An 18,610-nucleotide genomic window follows, 5' to 3' on the forward strand; every position below is an offset into this window, starting at 1 on the left:
AAATTTTTCATCCTATAGGCAGAAAAAATAAGAACATATCTTTTAATACCCGCTCTTAATCCTTAAAAACATAAAAAAGGAACAGAAATTTCTTTCTGTTCCCTTGATTCTTCTCTTGTTGTTTCTTTATACATACTGAATTGCCGTAGTAATTGGCTGAAATGCCTGTTTTACCATCTTCAGTACACTTTTTACAACGGTCGTACACACGTATACGATATAACGAATATCTTCCTGGACATTGTGTTTAAATTCCATATAACTATTATGAATGCTTCTTATATAAGAAGATAGTTCTTCTACGGAATCATATGCGGCAACATTTTCTTTAATTTCTGCTGCCTCCTGTGTCTTAAGGAAGGCTCTCATTGCATGTTTTAAATCTCTTTCATAATAACAATGATCTTTGACATTTCCATCATAATGACTATTATGCGGAAACGTAAAGTAGTCTGCCATATAATGAATGATCACTCCGAGTTTTGCACAGTTTCTCATATTCATTCCCTGCTCTGGGTTATATGTGGCAATAAACTTCTTCAGCTGTTTTTCGATATCTTCATAAGTTACATCAAACTTATGGGGCGTTGTTACAAAAGAAGGCCTACAATCCGGCCAGATACTTCCTACATAAAACGGAAGCCTGTAATCAAAAACATCTCCTAATTCCAGTGAATCCATAATCTGTCCAGCCAGTGAAATATGTGATTTCTTTCTCATATAAACAAATACTCCTTCTTGGTAATTGTCTGTTCATTATTTACTTACACCCTTCATTTCGGATTATATATCGTTTTCAGACAATTATCAATGAATTTTTCTATTGTTTATATTTTTTTTAGATTTTCTTAATATTATCGTATGATTTTACTGTTGATATTCCTTTAATAACTGAACAATATGTCCTCCAGGAAATCCTTTCCTGGCGAAATAAGCATAATATTTTTGAAAATTTTCCCTTGTGATCGGACCTTTTTGTCGAATTCTTTTCTCTATTTGGGTTCTTAAAATATAATCTTCATCATATTCCAATGTATCAAAAGCATATTCCAACAAACAATCTGCAATTCCTTTTTGCTTTAATTCTTGGCAAATTTGTCGTCGACTCTTGTTACTCCCTCTGTACTCTAAATATTTTCTCACATATTCTTCATCATTGATGTATCCATAAGACTCCACATATAAAATTGCTTCTTCTATAATAAATTCTGGAAATTCCAACCTAAGAAGACGCTCCTGCAATTCTTTCTTTGTTCGATCACAATATTTTAAAAGTGACATTGCTTTTAACTTTGCACGATGCAAAAGCATCTCATGAAGTTCCTCAAATACTTCCTGTGTAATTTCCATTTCTTCTTTTAAATGAAGTTTACGACATTCGTTTTGATAAAGCAGGCAAAAACTCTCCTCATCAAGGAATACCCTTACCTGCTTTTTTCCTGCTTCTTCCAGCCTCGTCAAAATCATTTCTGCTGAGCCTTATCTGTTTCTTTTGTTTCAGAAGAAGCCTCATCTTTTACTTCCTCTTCATCAATCAATCCATAGTGTACACGGATGGCATGTTCAACTGTCTTTGCAATCTCTGGATGTTCTTCCAAATATTTTTTACTATTTTCTCTTCCTTGTCCGATTTTTTCATCCTGATATGCATACCATGCACCGCTTTTATGAATAATATCTGCATCTGCTGCAAGATCTAGGATATCTCCAAATTTTGAGATTCCTTTTCCAAACATAATATCAAATTCTGCTTGTTTAAATGGCGGTGCTACTTTATTTTTCACTACCTTAATACGAACTCTGTTTCCGATCATTTCTCCACCCTGCTTTAATGTTTCAATTCTTCGCACATCCAAACGAATAGAAGAATAAAACTTCAATGCACGTCCACCGGTTGTTGTCTCAGGATTTCCAAACATGACACCAACTTTTTCACGCAGCTGATTGATAAAGACAACCGTACAATTAAATTTGCTTACAACACCAGTCAGTTTTCTCAATGCCTGTGACATCAATCTAGCTTGTAAACCAACATGGGAATCTCCCATATCTCCATCAATCTCTGCCTTTGGAACAAGTGCTGCGACAGAGTCAACAATAATAATATCCACAGCTCCAGATCTTACCATAGTTTCTGTAATCTCAAGTCCCTGCTCTCCCGTATCTGGCTGTGAAATATAAAGATTATCAATATCAACACCAATATTTTTTGCATAAACTGGATCAAGCGCATGCTCTGCATCAATGAATCCAGCAATTCCACCACGTTTTTGCACCTCTGCTACCATATGAAGAGCAACTGTTGTCTTACCACTAGACTCTGGCCCATAAATCTCGATAATACGTCCCTTTGGGACTCCTCCGACACCAAGAGCAATATCAAGACTAATAGAACCTGTCGGAGTCACATCAATGGTACGATCCGCCTGATAATCACCGAGTTTCATGACAGACCCTTTTCCATAATCCTTTTCAATTTTTACAAGAGCCGCATCAAGGGCTTTTAATTTTTCTTCCTGCTTCATAAAAAAAACGAGCCTCCTTTTATATTCAAAATAAAATATTCTCTATCAATTCGTATTCTCAGTATATCATAACACGCAGGCAAAAACAAGTGTTCGTGTGAATGTTTGTTCGATTATTTTTCATTTTCCTCTTTCAGAGCAAGACGGACCATCGTCATAGCACGACTAACTGCTGCTTCTCGTACTTTCTGGCGATTTCCCTTCAATTGATATTTATTTACTTTTGTTACTCCGTGAATAGAAACACCAATATAAACAAGCCCCGCTTTTTTTTCTTCTGTTTCTCCCCCCGGACCTGCAAGACCAGTAATTCCAACACCGACATCCGAACCAGCTGTTTTTGTCACACCTTCCGCCATTTGTCTTGCGGTCTGCTCTGAAACAGCTCCGACAGTTTTTAAAGTTTCTTCTTTGACTCCAAGATATTTCATTTTTGCCTCATTTGCATAGGTAATAAAACTTTCATTTAAAACATCAGAAGCTCCTGCCACATTCACAAGACGTCCAGTAAATAAACCAGCCGTACAGGACTCCGCTGCCGCAATCGTATAATTTCTTTTTGCCAAAGTTTCTACCACAACCTCTTCTAATGTTACATCACTTTCTGTCGTATAAATCTTATAACCAAATCGTCTTTTTAACTCTTCCACGGTTGGTTTTACAAGCTCTTTTGCTTCTTCTTCTGTTTCTGCTTTTGCAGTAACCCTTAAATGAACTTCTCCTGTTTTTGCATATGGAGCAACGGTTGGATTGGTCTGTTTTTCAATAAGATCAAGAATTTCTGTCTCTACAGCACTTTCTCCCATACAGTCTATTTTTACTACTTTAGAATAAAGAATTCCAGGCTGTAATTTTTTTAAGATTGGTTCTACCTGATTATGAAACATTGGGATTAATTCTGCTGGAGGTCCTGGAAGAAGAACAACTTTTTTCCCTTCCGATGCATGAAGGATCATACCTGGTGCTGTTCCGTTGTCATTGTAAAGCACGGTACAATCTTCCGGAACCATTGCCTGTTTTAAGTTATTTTCTGTCATTGGACGTTTTGTTTCTGCAAAATAATCTTTCAGTTTCTTTAATGCCTTTTCATCTTGTATTAATTTCTGCCCGCAGGCTTTTGCTGCGATTTCTTTTGTCAAATCATCTTTTGTCGGTCCAAGTCCACCTGAAAGAATTAAAATATCTGACCGTTTCAATCCTGTATGAATAACTTCCTCTAATCTTTGTGGATTATCGCCTACTGTTGTTTCAAAAAAAACGCTTATGCCTAAAGAGGCTAAGCGTTCTGATAAGTAAGCAGCATTTGTATTTACGATATTTCCTAGTAAGATTTCTGTTCCAACGCAAATAATTTCTGCTGTCATAAATGTTTATTTCCCTTCTGATAATACCTGTTTATTCTTCACTAAATAATCAATCAAGGATATAATTGTCAGCGCAACAGCAATTACAATTAAAATATTTTCAATAATAACCGCTGTCTTTGTTCCTAAATCAATAATCAACATAATGATCATGAACATCTGGAAGTTTGTCTTAAATTTTCCCCAGTAGCTTGCTGCAATAACAACACCATTGTCAGAAGCTACCAGACGAAATCCGCTGATAATAAATTCTCTTGCAATGATAATGATCGCTACAACCGAAGATAAACGATGCATTCCAACCAAAGCGATCATTGCAGAGCAGACAAGTAATTTGTCCGCCAGAGGATCCATAAATTTTCCAAAGTTTGTTACCATATTATACTTTCTGGCAATATGGCCATCTAAAAAGTCTGTAAGACTTGCAACAATAAAGACAATGACTGCGATCCATTTACTATAAGGTCCAACGACATTCGTCATCAGGAAAAATAAAAAAACCGGTATCATTAATGTCCTTAAAATGGTTAACTTATTTGGTAAATTCATAATCCACTTCTCCTATCATATCATATTCTCTTCCTTGTGTAATTTTAACATATACAAAGTCTCCTGTCATCAGTTCTTCTTGAGAATTTATAAAAACACAGCCATCTACTTTTGGCGCATCCATATAAGATCTTCCAATATAGATATCATCTTCATATAAATATCCCTCTACCATAACTTTGACTACTTTTCCAACCATTTCTTGTGTATGCTCAAAGGAAATTTCTTGCTGCAACGTCATAATCTCATCTCTGCGTTCTTCTTTCACTTCTTCTGGAATTTGATCTTCAAATTCTGCTGCAAGTGTTCCTTCTTCCGGTGAATACGTAAAAACACCAAGACGTTCAAAGCGACATTCTTTAACAAATTCTAAAAGCCCCTCATGATCTTTTTGTGTTTCTCCAGGGAATCCTGTAATCAACGTCGTACGAATTGCAATATCTGGAATTTCCTTTCGAAGCTTCTGGATCACTGCTACAAGATCTTCTCTTGATGTACGTCTTCCCATTCTTTGAAGAATCCTGTTTTCACTATGTTGAATTGGCATATCAATGTAATGACAAACTTTTTCTTCTGTCTTAATCACTTCAATCAATTCATCGTTGATTTCTTCTGGATAACAGTAAAGTAAACGAATCCACTCAATTCCATCAATTTTACATAAATTGTGGATCAAAGTTGGCAGTTCTTTCTTTCCAGTTAGATCTTTTCCATAAAGTGTTGTTTCCTGAGCTACAAGGACAAGTTCTCTTACTCCCTGTTGTGCTAAACTTTCTGCTTCTCTTAGCAATTCTTCCATTGGAACACTTCTAAAATGCCCACGAATCTTTGGTATAATACAGTAACTGCATCGTTTGTCACATCCCTCTGCAATCTTTAAATATGCCATATGACTTCCTGTTGTTACCACACGATCCACCTTAGAATTATCAGGCAAATAATCAATGCTTTCATAATGTTCATAGGATTGTCCTTTTAATGCTTCATTGACCGCATCAACGATTGCATCATAACTAGTCGTTCCAAGAACTGCATCGATTTCTGGAATTTCCTCTAAAATCTCATCCTTATAACGTTCTGCAAGACAGCCAGCAACGACCAGAGCCTTTAGGTTCTGGTCTTTGTACTGTGCCATTTCAAGTATCGTATTGATACTTTCTTCTTTTGCATCATGAATAAAACAACAAGTATTAATTACAATAATATCTGCCTGTGTTTCATCATCTGTTAAAGTATATCCGTTTTTTGTCAGCAGACCAAGCATCATCTCACTGTCTACCAGGTTTTTATCACAACCTAATGATATAAAAAGTATTTTCATTTCTATTTAACCCCTAAAATAATCCTGTAATTACACCTTCTTTATTCACATCAATACCTTCTGCTGCCGGTTTCTTTGGAAGTCCTGGCATTGTCATAACATCACCAGTTAATGCTACAAGGAATCCTGCCCCTGCATTGACATAAATTTCACGGATCGTAATATCAAATCCACTAGGACGTCCCAGTTTCTTTGGATCATCAGATAAAGAATACTGGTTCTTTGCCATACAAATTGGAAGATTACCAAATCCAAGCTCTGTCAGGCGTTTTTTCTGACGTGTTGCTGCAGGTGTATAAACAACACCATCTGCTCCATAAATTTTTGTTGCAATTGTTTCAATCTTTTCTTCGATGCTTGCATCATAAGAATAAAGCTGTTTATAATTGCTTTCTTTATTTTCCAGTGTCTTTAGGACTGCTTTCGCAAGATCTAATCCACCTTCTCCACCTTTTTCCCAAACTTGTGATAATGCAAAATCACAATCTCTTTCTTCACAGAATGTCTGGATGAATTTCAATTCTGCTTCACTGTCTGTTACAAACTGATTTAATGTAACAACAACCGGTACACCAAATTGTTTCAGGTTTTCAATATGCTTTTCGAGGTTTACAATTCCCTTGCTTAAAGCATCGATATTTTCTACACCTAACTGATCTTTTGGAACTCCACCATTATATTTTAATGCACGTACTGTTGCTACAAGAACAACAGCATCTGGTTTTAATCCTGCCATTGGACATTTGATGTCCATAAATTTTTCTGCACCAAGATCTGCACCGAACCCTGCCTCTGTAATTGCAATGTCAGAAAGTTTTAATGCAAGTTTTGTTGCCTGAACACTGTTACATCCATGAGCAATATTAGCAAATGGTCCACCATGAACAAATGCTGGTGTATGCTCCAAAGTCTGGATCATGTTTGGTTTTAATGCATCTTTTAATAATGCTGCCATAGCACCTACCGCATTAATATCTTTTGCTGTTACTGGCTCCTTATCCATATTATAGGCAACAATAATTCTTCCTAAACGTTCTTTTAAGTCTTCCATATCATTTGCAAGACATAAGATTGCCATAATTTCAGATGCTACAGTAATCACAAAATGATCTTCTCTTACAACACCATCAACTTTACGTCCAAGACCTACCACAATATTTCTTAATGCACGATCATTCATATCAATGCATCGTTTCCAAACGATATCTCTTGTATCAATATTTAATGCATTTCCCTGTTGGATATGATTATCAATCATTGCTGCCAATAAGTTGTTTGCTGATGTAATTGCATGAAAATCACCAGTAAAATGTAAATTTAAATCTTCCATTGGGACAACCTGTGCATATCCTCCTCCTGCTGCCCCTCCTTTAATTCCAAAGCAAGGTCCAAGAGATGGTTCTCTTAAAGCACAAATGGATTTCTTTCCAAGTTTATTTAATGCCTGGGCAAGACCAACACTTGTTGTTGTCTTTCCTTCTCCAGCTGGCGTTGGGTTAATTGCTGTTACAAGTACCAATTTCCCATCTTCATTGTTTTTCACTTCATCCATAAAACCAGATTCAAACTTTGCTTTATACTTTCCGTATAATTCAAGATCATCTTCTTTGATTCCAATGCTTGCTGCAACTTCTTTGATTGGTTTTAATTCTGCTTCCTGTGCGATTTCAATATCTGTCTTCATAATGTACCCTTTCTTTATAAATATTCTTCTTTATATTGTTCAAATTCTTCCTGGCTCATAAGGACCTTTCTTGGTTTCGTTCCCTCTTCCTCGCCGACGATTCCTGCTTCACAAAGCTGATCCATCAATCGAGCTGCCCGGTTAAATCCGATTTTAAAAACTCTCTGAAGGCTTGCAATCGATGCTTTGTCTTTATCAATAATAAATTTTGCTGCATCTTCAAAATATTCATCTCTTTCTGCAGACGATGCAGCTTTCACAGCCGCTGTCTGAATTTTTTCCTGAATATCTGATCCATACACACCTTTTTCTTCCTGTACGCTATTATGTTCTTTCAAAAATGAAACAACATCACTGACCTCTTCATCACTGATAAAAGCACCTTGTACACGAATCGGTTTTTGATATCCCGAAGGATAAAATAACATATCTCCTTTTCCAAGCAGCTTCTCCGCACCATTCATGTCAATAATTGTACGAGAATCTACACCAGAAGATACCGAAAATGCAATTCTTGATGGCACATTTGCCTTGATCAATCCAGTAATGACATTTACCGATGGTCTCTGTGTTGCAATGACCAAATGAATCCCAGCTGCCCTTGCAAGCTGAGACAATCGAACAATAGCATCTTCTACTTCACTTGGAGCAACCATCATAAGATCTGCAAGCTCATCAATAATAATAATAATTTGTGGAAGTTTTTGGAAATCTTCACCTTCCATTCCATTCTTTATGGATTCTTCCACTTTGTCATTATAACCCTTTAAATTACGAACATTCACTTCTGCAAATTTCTTATAGCGCTCTCCCATTTCCATTACCGCCCAGTTTAAAGCACTGGATGCCTGTTTTGGATCTGTAACAACAGGAATCAACAGATGTGGAATACCTTGATAAGCGCTTAATTCTACAACCTTTGGATCAATCATAATCAATTTGACATCTTCCGGTTTCGACTTATATAAAATACTCATAATCAGTGTATTGATACAAACCGATTTCCCAGATCCAGTTGCTCCTGCAATTAAAAGATGAGGCATTTTTGCAATATCTGAGACAATTACCTGTCCTGCCAGATTCTTTCCTACCGCAAATGCAATATTCGAAGGATAATTTTTAAATTCATCATTCTCAATCAGTTCACGAAACATTACCATTTCATTTGTTTTATTCGGAACCTCAATTCCAATGGCTGATTTTCCAGGAATTGGAGCTTCCATTCGAATATCCGACGCTGCAAGACTTAATTTAATATCATCCGCAAGACCAACAATTTTACTAACTTTCACTCCCTGTTCCGGATGCAATTCGAATCTTGTCACCGAAGGGCCACAGCTAATATCTGTAATGGTCACATTCACGCCAAAATCCTTAAGCGTCTGCTGAAGTTTCAAAGCCGTTTGTTTTAATTCCTTCTGATTTGTTCCTCCAGTATTCTTTCCTTTATGTAAAAGCGAAGTTGGTGGAAATACATAAGTTCCATCTTTTTTTGCAGATCCTGTGTTTTGCACTTTTGTGACAGATGTTTTTTCTGCTCTCGTTTTTCTTTTCCGTTCTGGCTCCATACCAGAAGGAATGATTGCATCTGACACTTTTGGCTCAAATAACTTTTCTTCCTCCTCCGGAAGTGAAAAATCAAATTCTGTTTCCGGTTTCGTATGCTGCCTTTTCATCGGCTGTGCATCCGCAGGTCTTGGTCTTCCAAGATCAAAATCCGGAAACTCAAGCTTCCCAACATTTTGAGGTTCTTGCTTTGTCTTTCTTTGCTTCTTTCTTCCTTGAAGTTTCGTCCTTCCTTTAGCCATTGACTTTTTAGGTTTTTCTTCTTTTTGTTTCCTTTGTTCTGCTGCTATCTCCCGCCTTTTTACAAAATCTTCTCTTAATTTCTGAGTTTGTCTATCACAAACAACTTTGAGAAAAAGTGCTAATTTTCTTGCTTTTCGTAAAAATGAAAATAACGATCGCTCCGTAATCAAAATTATGGAAATAATCGATATTAAAAGAACAACAACCGTTGTCCCAGCAATTCCTGTTTCTTTATAAAAGATAGAACAAATTCCTGTCCCAATAACACCTCCACCTTCTCTGTATTTACTTCCATTGATAAATGCTTTACCAAAGTCTGTTAATGTAATACAGTGAAACATTTGAAAAACAGTTGCTATCATACATAAAAGTAATATAGAAAAAACACATTTTTTCATGGAAAGACTACTAAAGTCATTGGAAATTAACAACAAAGAAAGCAATAAGCCAACCAAAGGAATCACATACTGAACTGTGCCAAACACACCAAACAAAACAGAACTGATTGTATCTCCGATATCTCCACACCATCCAAAATTACTTAAAAATAAAAAAAGAAACAGGGCAAACATAATCAAAACCGCAATTTCTTTATAAAATGCCTCAAAGTCTTTTTGTTTTGCCTGACTTTTTTTGTCCGATGTTTTTCTCTTTCTTGTTCTTTTTGCCGCCATAGAATTTTTCCCTCTCTGTCTTGCGTATGTTTCACCCCTATAATTTTTCATACTATTTACCTATTTTACAATTAAATTTCCAAATACGCAAGCCCTGACATAATGAAAATAGGACAGCCATTTCTGACTGCCCTATTTCATTTCTTTATTTTTTTAATATTTTGCTGTTTTTGGTGGAATAAAATCATCTGCTTCTTTCACAAATTTCTTAACCTGTGCTCCTGCTTTTACAATTGGAATATTCGTTCCTGCTCCTGCAACACATCCGCCCGGACATCCCATTCCCTCAATCAGATATCCATTCTTTCTTCCAGCTTTCGCTTGAAGTAACATCTTCTTACATTCTGCAAGACCTTCCACATGATCGATTTTAATTTCAGTACCTGGATAATATTCCTTAATACATGCCTCAATTGCTCCAGCAACGCCACCAGCTACGGCATATCCTCTTCCTGCTCCAAAGGCATCGTTTAATTCCTCTTCTTTATCATAGGTATTAAAATCAATCTCTTTTGCCTCAAACATTGCAGAAAGTTCTTCAAATGTAATAACAAAATCAACTTCACTTCGTACAGACTTTCTGGATGCTTCCAATTTCTTTGCTACACATGGGCCTACAAAGACAATCTTTGCATCTGGCTCTGCATCTTTGACGGCTCTTGCTGTTGCTACCATTGGTGTTAATGCGTTAGAAATCTGATCAATCACTTCAGGAAAATATTTCTTTCCAAGCATAGACCAAGATGGACAACAGGAAGTTAACAAAAATGGAACTTCTCCTGTTGCAACTCCCTTTGCATAATGTTCTGCTTCTTCCAGAGCCCCTGCATCTGCACCAACTGCAACTTCCCATACATCTGCAAATCCAAGATCAAGAAGCGCCGCTTTAATTTTATTTGGTGTTGCCTTCGGTCCAAATTGCCCAACAAAAGCTGGTGCTAGAATCGCAATTACTTTATTTCCTTCTCTCATTGACTTGATCAACTGATAAATCTGAGATTTATCAGCAATGGCTCCAAATGGACAGCTAACCATACACATACCACAAGTAACACATTTATCCGGATTAATATAGGCACGTCCTGCATAATCATTCTCAATCGCACCGACGCCGCATGCAACCTCACAAGGTCTTCTTCTTTCATGAATAGCGCCGTATGGACAGACTTTTCTACACTGACCACATTTAATACATTTATCCTGGTCAATATAAGAATATCCATCAACAAAGCTGATTGCTTTCTTTGGACATACTTCCATACAAGGATGGGCCATACATCCCTGACACTCTCCGCCGACCATAAAGGCTTTCTGCTTACATGCATTGCAGGCTGATGGAATCACCTGGAGAAGTGGCGGCTCATAATATTTTTCTGAAATATTACTTTCATCAATGCCTTTTGTAATTCTCGCAGGTTTATCTGCCGGTCTTAATGACATTCCCATTGCAAGACGAATTCGTTCTCCGACAATTGCACGTTCTCTGTAAACGCTGTCACGATATTTTGCAATTTCTCCAGGAACAATCTTGTACGGCAGATCCTCAATCTTATTAAGGTCTTTATTCTCATAAGCAAATTTTGCAATTTCTTTAAATACCTGTTTCCGTACTGTGCGTACAGGCGTTTCTATTCCTCGCATGACATCCTCCTTTAATGTTTGTTAAATAAAAAACAATTCTTTATATTATTTTACACTAAAAGAGTAGAAATTTAAATGCTTTTTTTGTATTTTTTGCATAAATTGCATGTACATAATTTTATACAAATTTTTTGTTAAAATAACGTTAAAATCCGCATAATTCCGTTATTTTTTGGAATGCATCTTTTATACCTCCAAGCTGGTTAATTAGTCCGCATTCTACCGCTTGTTCACCCGTTAAAATAGTACCTGCATCCTTGATCTGTTCGCCTATGGCGAGCATTTTATCTTCTACTTCTTGTTGTGACATACAAGAATGATCGCTAATAAATGCAGTGATTCGATCCTGAATCTTTTCAAGATTTCGATAACTTTGAATCACACCAATAAAAGTTCCACCTGTTCTTACCGGATGAAGCATCATGGTAGCACTTTTTACAATAAATGAATAATCTGCTGCCACTGCGAGCGGAACACCGATCGAATGACTGCCGCCAAGGACAAGAGACACTGTTGGTTTGCTTAATGATGCAATCATTTCTGCCAATGCAAGCCCACATTCTACATCTCCGCCAATCGTATTAATTAAAATCAGCACTCCTTTGATTTTTTCATCCTGTTCTACTTTTGCAAGTATTGGTATCATATGTTCATATTTCGTCGTCTTAGCATTCTGAGATGCAACCTGATGTCCTTCGATTTCCCCAATGATCGTCATCACATGAATTCCATGTTCATCCATCGTTCCATATTCCTGAATCTCTTTTCTTTGTTCTTCTTCCATGATTTTAAAACCTCCGTGATCTAAAAAAAGGAAGCAAAATTGCTTCCTTTTTTAGTCTCTTCCACCGAAAAATTTTTATTCATCAATTTCAAAAGAAATTAGCAGATCTTCTTGATTGACCTGTTCGCCTTCTTTTACATAAATCTTATCAACTTTACCATTTACTTTTGATACAACCGTTGTTTCCATCTTCATAGCTTCTACTGTCATCAACGGCATATTTACAGTAACTTCGTCACCTTCACGTACCATAACTTTTCCAACAGTTCCAGGAATTGTAGAGCCAAGATGAGCAGGATTTGTTTTATCTGCTTTTACTCTGCGGTCTGTCTTAACTTCCAGATTCTTATCAAGAATACGAATTTCACGAATAGATCCATTTACTTCAAAATCAAGCAGACGATATCCTTCCTGATCTGGTTCTGACATATCAATAAATTTAATGATCAGATATTTACCTTCATCCAATCTTAAAGTTGTTTCTTCTCCTTTTCTTAATCCATAGAAGTATACATGACTTTCAAGGCCTGTAACATCATTATATGCTTCAAAATGTCTACAGTAATCTTCATATACTTTTGGATATAAAGCATAACTTAATGCTTTCTGGCGAAGAACATCTGGATCTTCCATATTTTCCATATAGAAGTTTTCCTTTAATCCCTTCTTAATATATTCAAAGTCTTCATCTGGAAGAAGACTTCCAGGACGAACACTGATTGGCTTCTTATCTTTTAAGACAATTTTTTGTAATTCTTCTGGGAATCCACCTTCTGGCTGTCCAATCATACCCTCAAAGTATTCTACAACTGAATCTGGATAAGATAAGTCTTTTCCCTCTGTCAAAATATTTTCTTTTGTCAGACCATTCTTAAACATAAAGATCGCAAAATCACCAACAACTTTGGAAGATGGAGTAACTTTTACGATATTTCCAAGTAATTGGTTTGCATCTTTGTAAAGTCCCTTAATTTCCTCAAAGTTTTCTGCAGCACCCATTTCTTTTACCTGTGCTAACAGATTTGAATACTGTCCACCAGGAATCTCATATTTATAGATTTCTGTATTTGGTGCATCCATTCCACTTTCAAATTGTTTATAAATTGGACGAATTCTTGCATAGTACTGACTTAATTCTGTTAATTCATCTGTATCAAGTCCGGTATCACGTTCTGTTCCTTTTAATGCTTCCACAAGGGAATTCATACAAGGGTTACTTGTCATGGAACTCATAGAGCCGATGGCACAATCCGCAATATCAAGTCCTGCTTCTGAAGCCATTAAGAGTGTGCTAACTCCATTTCCAGTAGAATCATGTGTATGTAAATTTACTGGAATCTTTAATTCTTCTTTTAATGCACTAATTAATTTCTTCGCTGCATAAGGTTTTACAAGACCTGCCATATCTTTAATTGTAAAGATATGAACACCAAGGCTTTCTAATTCTTTTGCTTTTCTTACATAATAATCCAATGTATATTTTGTTTCATTTGGATCTGTAATATCTCCAGTATAGCAAATTGTACCTTCTACGATCTTTCCTGTCTTTAATGCTTCTTCGATTGGCATCTTCATATTTTCTACCCAGTTTAAGCTGTCAAAAATACGGAAAACATCAACACCTTTTTCAGATGCTTCATTAATAAATGCTTTTACAACATTGTCTGGATAGTTGCTATATCCAACGGCATTGGATGCACGAAGTAACATCTGAATCAATGTATTTGGCATGTGCTGTCTTAACAGTTTCAGTCTCTTCCATGGAGATTCTTTTAAGAAACGGTAAGCCGTATCATAGGTAGCACCACCCCATGCTTCTACAGAAAATGCATTTTGCATAAATGCATTTGTTGCATCGGAAGCACCTATCAAATCTTTAGTTCTCATACGGGTTGCCATTAAAGACTGCTGCGCGTCACGCATCGTTGTATCCGTAATATATAATTTCTTCTCTCCTAAAATACTCTGTGTAAAGTCTTTTGCACCCATCGCAAGGAATTTATCTCTTGCACCATAGATTTCTTTTGTTTCATCATATTTTGGAAGAGTTCTTGCCTCGAAATCCGGTTTATCAAGGACTGCTTTCTGCACATTTACCATCTTATTTCCAAGGAATTCCAAAATCTTTGTTGCCCTATCCTGGCTTTCTGGAAGAAGGAAAAGTTCTGGTGTATCTTCAATAAATGTTGTATAACATTTTCCCTCGCGGAATGTTTCATGATTTAAAACGTTAATCAAAAATGGAATATTTGTCTTAACACCACGAATTCTTGTTTCCTTTAAAACACGAATGGATTTATCTACGGCTCTTTCAAAAGTTCTATCATGAGAAATTGCTTTTACAAGCAAACTATCATAATATGGTGTAATTTCTGCTCCTGCATAGGCATTTCCACCATCTAGACGAATTCCATTACCTGCCCCAGAACGATATACAGAAATTCTTCCTGTATCCGGGAGGAAATTGTTCATTGGATCTTCTGTTGTAATACGTGTCTGAATCGAATATCCATTGCAATGAATATCATCCTGAGATTTGATTCCGATTTCAACAGAATCCAGTGGATAGCCTTCTGCAACAAGAATCTGTGTTTGTACGATATCAATTCCTGTCACCATTTCTGTAATAGTATGCTCTACCTGAACACGAGGATTCATTTCGATAAAGTATGCATTGTTATCTGCATCTACAAGGAATTCCAATGTTCCTGCATTTTTATATCCAACATGTTTTGCAAGACGAATTGATGCATCAAAAATCTGCTGTCTAACATTTTCTGGTACGCTAAATGCCGGCGCATATTCTACAACTTTTTGATGCCTTCTCTGTACAGAGCAGTCACGATCATATAAATGTACAACATGTCCATACTCATCCCCAATAATCTGAACTTCAATATGTTTTGGGCTCTTTAAATATTTTTCCACGAAGATCTGGTCATCACCAAATGCTTTCTTGGATTCATCTCTGGCTTCTGCATATTCTTTTGGCATTTCTTCTGCAGAGTGAACGATACGCATACCACGTCCTCCACCACCATTAGAAGCCTTTAACATTACAGGATATCCTACCTGATCTGCAATCTTTGTTACTTCCTCTAATCCGTGAACTGCATGATCAACACCGGGAATAATCGGTACATCTGCTTCAATTGCCATTTGTTTAGAAGAAATCTTGTCTCCCATTTTTCGCATCAAGCTTGAAGATGGTCCGATAAATGTAATCCCATTTTTCTCGCAAGCATCTACAAAATCAGGATTCTCTGATAAAAAACCATATCCTGGATGAATCGCATCAACATTTTTCTCTTTTGCAATTCGAATAATTGTCTTAATATCCAAGTAAGCATCAATTGGTCCTTTATCTGGATTTAACTGATAAGACTCATCTGCTTTCGAACGGAACAAAGCATATCGGTCTTCCTTTGAGTAAATACCGACTGTTGTAATTCCAAGTTCGCTCAAGGCACGAAAGACCCTGATCGCGATTTCACCACGATTGGCAACCAGTACTTTTTTGAACTTTTTTATCTCCATGGTCTAAACTCCTTTTCATTTTGTATATACAAAATTGTATTTTGTACATGATTATATCTTAAAAATCTTAATTTTTCAATAAGTATATGAAAAAAGGACCCCCTTTCCTTAAAAGAAAAGGAGTCCCCTTACTATTTTTTCTTATTCTTCTGCCTTATCTTCGTCTGTCAATAATGCTTTCATGCTTAAGCTGATTTTCTTTTCATCTTTCTTGAAATCAACAACTTTTGCTGTGATTTCCTGTCCAACGCTTAATACATCAGATGGCTTATCAATATGTTCTTTTGCAATCTGAGAAACATGAAGTAATGCATCAATTCCAGATTCCAGCTCAACAAAAGCACCAAAATCTGTCATACGTGCAACTTTACCAGTTACAACATTTCCTACTTTGTATTTTTCTTCTGCTGTTAACCATGGATTCTCTTCTGGGAATTTTAAGCTTAACGCAATCTTTTCACCCTGAATATCTTTAATCAGGACTGTTACTTTATCTCCAATATTGAATACTTTCTTAGGATTCTCAACACGTCCCCAAGACATTTCAGAAATATGAAGCAGACCATCTGCTCCTCCTAAGTCAATGAATGCACCGAAGTCTGTTACATTTTTAACAACTCCGTCAATCTTCATTCCAACTTCGATCTTTTCAAATAATTCTTTCTGTTTTTCTTTCTTAGCAGCAACTAATAACTGTTTACGGTCACCAATCACTCTTCTCTTACGAGGATTAAACTCACTAATAACGAATTCAATTTCCTGACCTTCATATTTTTTGAGATCTCTTTCATAAGAATCAGATACAAGGCTTGCAGGGATAAATACACGTGCTTCATCGATCAGAACGCTTAATCCACCATCTAATACCTGTGCAACTGGTGCTTTTAACACTTCTTTGTTTTCATAAGCTTCTTCCAGGCGTTTATTACCTTTCTCTGCTGCCAGCCTCTTATAAGTAAGAAGAACCTGTCCTTCTCCATCATTTACCTTCAGGACTTTTGTCTCCATTTTATCACCAACTTTGGCAACTGTTGTTAAATCCACGTTGGCAGAATCATTAGAGTATTCATTTCTTGTCAAAATACCATCTGCTTTGTATCCGATATTCAGGATAATTTCATCTGGTTTTACATCAATGACTGTACCTTCTACTACCTCTCCATTATGAATCGTAACTAAACTTTCCTCTAATAATTGTTCAAAACTCTTTTCTGTCATGCTAGCATGAACCTCCTTGATAATTTTCTGTGGGGTTGAGGCCCCCGCTGTAATACCTACCTTACCAATCGATTCAAAAGGCTTTAAATCCAGGTCTTTAAGTGTCTGTACAAAAAACGTATTTTTGCATTCCTTATTGCTGATTTCAAATAACTTCTGGCTGTTAGAGCTATGCTTGTCTCCTATCACAATCATCGCATCTACATTCGCAGCTATAGACTTCGCTTCCATTTGACGCTCTTCTGTGGCATTACATATCGTATTACATACTTCTATATCATAACCCTTTTGGCTGATAATTTCAACTAAATCTTTAAATTTCTTGTAATTAAATGTCGTTTGTGAAACTAGACAGGCTGGTCCGGAAAGTGTCATTTCTTTTACATCTTCCATATTTGCTATGATTTCCACTTTGCCGTTGCACCATCCACGAATCCCTTCTACCTCTGGATGTTCTGCACTTCCAACAATAATAATCTTTTTTCCTTCCTCACTTGCCTTTTGTACTACTTTGTGTATTTTTTTTACAAATGGGCAAGTCGCATCTACCAACGTCAAACCTTTTTTCTCGATTAAATCATAAATTTCTTTTGCAACTCCATGAGAACGAATGATCACCGTTCCTTTTTCAAGATGTTCCAATTCCTCTTTTGTCCGAAGCACAGAAACTCCTTTTTTTTCAAGATCTGAAACAACCTGTTCATTATGTATGATAGGTCCATAGGTATAAACATTTTCTTTTCCAGCTTCTTTATATACGGTATCAACCGCACGTTTCACTCCAAAGCAAAATCCTGCTGTTTTTGCTAAAATAACTTCCATATTTCCTCCGCTATTTCACTTTTTCAAATGCATCAATGACAGTATTGACAACCTCTTCAATGGTCATATCAGATGAATCTACAAGTACAGCATCTTCTGCTTTCTTTAATGGTGCAATCTCACGTTCCATATCCTGATGATCGCGGACAATAATATCTTGTTCAATCTGATCAAAATCAGCTTTAACTCCTTTTTCTACAAGTTCATCATAGCGGCGTTTCGCTCTTACTTTTGATGATGCTGTCAAATAAATTTTCAAATCGGCATTTGGAAGTACATTTGTTCCGATATCTCTTCCATCCATCAGAATATTCGAAGTTTTGGCAAGATTTCTCTGAAGATCAAGAAGTGTTGCACGAACCATTTTATAAGCGGATGTCTTGGATGCCATATTTCCAACTTCTTCGGTTCGAATCTGTCCATTTACATTCTCTCCATTTAATAATACCTGTTGTATTCCATTTTCATAAGCAATGCTTACATGAATATCTGGGCATGCCTGATTGATCGCATTTTCATCTGAAGGATCGATCTGATGCCTAATAAAATAAAGAGCCATCGCACGATACATTGCCCCTGTATCCACATAAATAAATTCAAGTTTCTTTGCAATTGTTTTTGCAATCGTACTTTTTCCTGCTCCTGCAGGACCATCAATTGCGATACTATACATAAGTTTTCC

The 18,610-nt window shown here is 36.5% G+C and carries 13 protein-coding genes; all 13 read right to left on the bottom strand.

Going from position 1 to position 18,610, the window contains the following annotated elements:
• Nucleotides 1-126: 126 nt before the first annotated feature.
• Entirely contained in the window at nucleotides 127-720 is a 594-nt protein-coding gene (locus KQI71_RS09240) for a zinc dependent phospholipase C family protein (RefSeq protein ID WP_216435633.1), read from the bottom strand.
• 147 nt (nucleotides 721-867) lie between these two features.
• Nucleotides 868-1,467, bottom strand: coding sequence for a regulatory protein RecX (locus KQI71_RS09245; RefSeq protein WP_216435635.1), 600 nt, complete (start codon nucleotides 1,465-1,467; stop codon nucleotides 868-870).
• Nucleotides 1,464-2,525, bottom strand: coding sequence for a recombinase RecA (recA, locus tag KQI71_RS09250; protein WP_216435636.1), 1,062 nt, complete (start codon nucleotides 2,523-2,525; stop codon nucleotides 1,464-1,466). Before recA ends, KQI71_RS09245 begins: the two co-directional genes overlap by 4 nt.
• A gap of 113 nt (nucleotides 2,526-2,638) precedes the next feature.
• Nucleotides 2,639-3,889 carry a competence/damage-inducible protein A gene (locus tag KQI71_RS09255; RefSeq protein WP_216435638.1) on the bottom strand — a complete coding sequence of 417 codons (1,251 nt, stop codon included), beginning with the start codon at nucleotides 3,887-3,889 and terminating at the stop codon, nucleotides 2,639-2,641.
• A 6-nt stretch (nucleotides 3,890-3,895) separates the two neighbouring features.
• A complete protein-coding gene (gene pgsA / locus KQI71_RS09260; RefSeq protein ID WP_216435639.1) occupies nucleotides 3,896-4,438 on the bottom strand; it encodes a CDP-diacylglycerol--glycerol-3-phosphate 3-phosphatidyltransferase in 543 nt (180 codons plus the stop codon).
• Nucleotides 4,422-5,759: a 30S ribosomal protein S12 methylthiotransferase RimO gene (rimO, locus tag KQI71_RS09265; RefSeq protein WP_216435640.1), complete on the bottom strand. Its 1,338-nt coding sequence runs from the start codon at nucleotides 5,757-5,759 to the stop codon at nucleotides 4,422-4,424. The genes pgsA and rimO overlap by 17 nt, the downstream gene beginning before the upstream one ends.
• A gap of 13 nt (nucleotides 5,760-5,772) precedes the next feature.
• Nucleotides 5,773-7,443, bottom strand: coding sequence for a formate--tetrahydrofolate ligase (locus KQI71_RS09270; RefSeq protein WP_216435641.1), 1,671 nt, complete (start codon nucleotides 7,441-7,443; stop codon nucleotides 5,773-5,775).
• Nucleotides 7,444-7,457: 14 nt separating this feature from the next.
• Nucleotides 7,458-9,926, bottom strand: coding sequence for a DNA translocase FtsK (locus KQI71_RS09275; RefSeq protein ID WP_216435643.1), 2,469 nt, complete (start codon nucleotides 9,924-9,926; stop codon nucleotides 7,458-7,460).
• A gap of 153 nt (nucleotides 9,927-10,079) precedes the next feature.
• Nucleotides 10,080-11,567 (bottom strand): 4Fe-4S dicluster domain-containing protein, encoded by a 1,488-nt coding sequence (locus tag KQI71_RS09280; RefSeq protein ID WP_216435645.1) that lies wholly within the window; start codon nucleotides 11,565-11,567, stop codon nucleotides 10,080-10,082.
• A gap of 145 nt (nucleotides 11,568-11,712) precedes the next feature.
• Nucleotides 11,713-12,351, bottom strand: a complete 639-nt coding sequence (locus KQI71_RS09285) for a ClpP family protease (RefSeq protein WP_216435647.1) — start codon at nucleotides 12,349-12,351, stop codon at nucleotides 11,713-11,715.
• 75 nt (nucleotides 12,352-12,426) lie between these two features.
• On the bottom strand, nucleotides 12,427-15,888 hold the full coding sequence (locus KQI71_RS09290; protein WP_216435648.1) for a pyruvate carboxylase: 3,462 nt from the start codon (nucleotides 15,886-15,888) through the stop codon (nucleotides 12,427-12,429).
• A gap of 141 nt (nucleotides 15,889-16,029) precedes the next feature.
• Nucleotides 16,030-17,928: a bifunctional 4-hydroxy-3-methylbut-2-enyl diphosphate reductase/30S ribosomal protein S1 gene (locus KQI71_RS09295; protein WP_216435650.1), complete on the bottom strand. Its 1,899-nt coding sequence runs from the start codon at nucleotides 17,926-17,928 to the stop codon at nucleotides 16,030-16,032.
• 10 nt (nucleotides 17,929-17,938) lie between these two features.
• On the bottom strand, nucleotides 17,939-18,601 hold the full coding sequence (gene cmk, locus KQI71_RS09300; protein WP_216435652.1) for a (d)CMP kinase: 663 nt from the start codon (nucleotides 18,599-18,601) through the stop codon (nucleotides 17,939-17,941).
• Nucleotides 18,602-18,610: the final 9 nt, after the last annotated feature.

Origin of the sequence: Anaerostipes sp. MSJ-23, from assembly GCF_018918155.1 — a bacterium.
Classification (GTDB): Bacteria; Bacillota; Clostridia; order Lachnospirales; family Lachnospiraceae; genus Anaerostipes.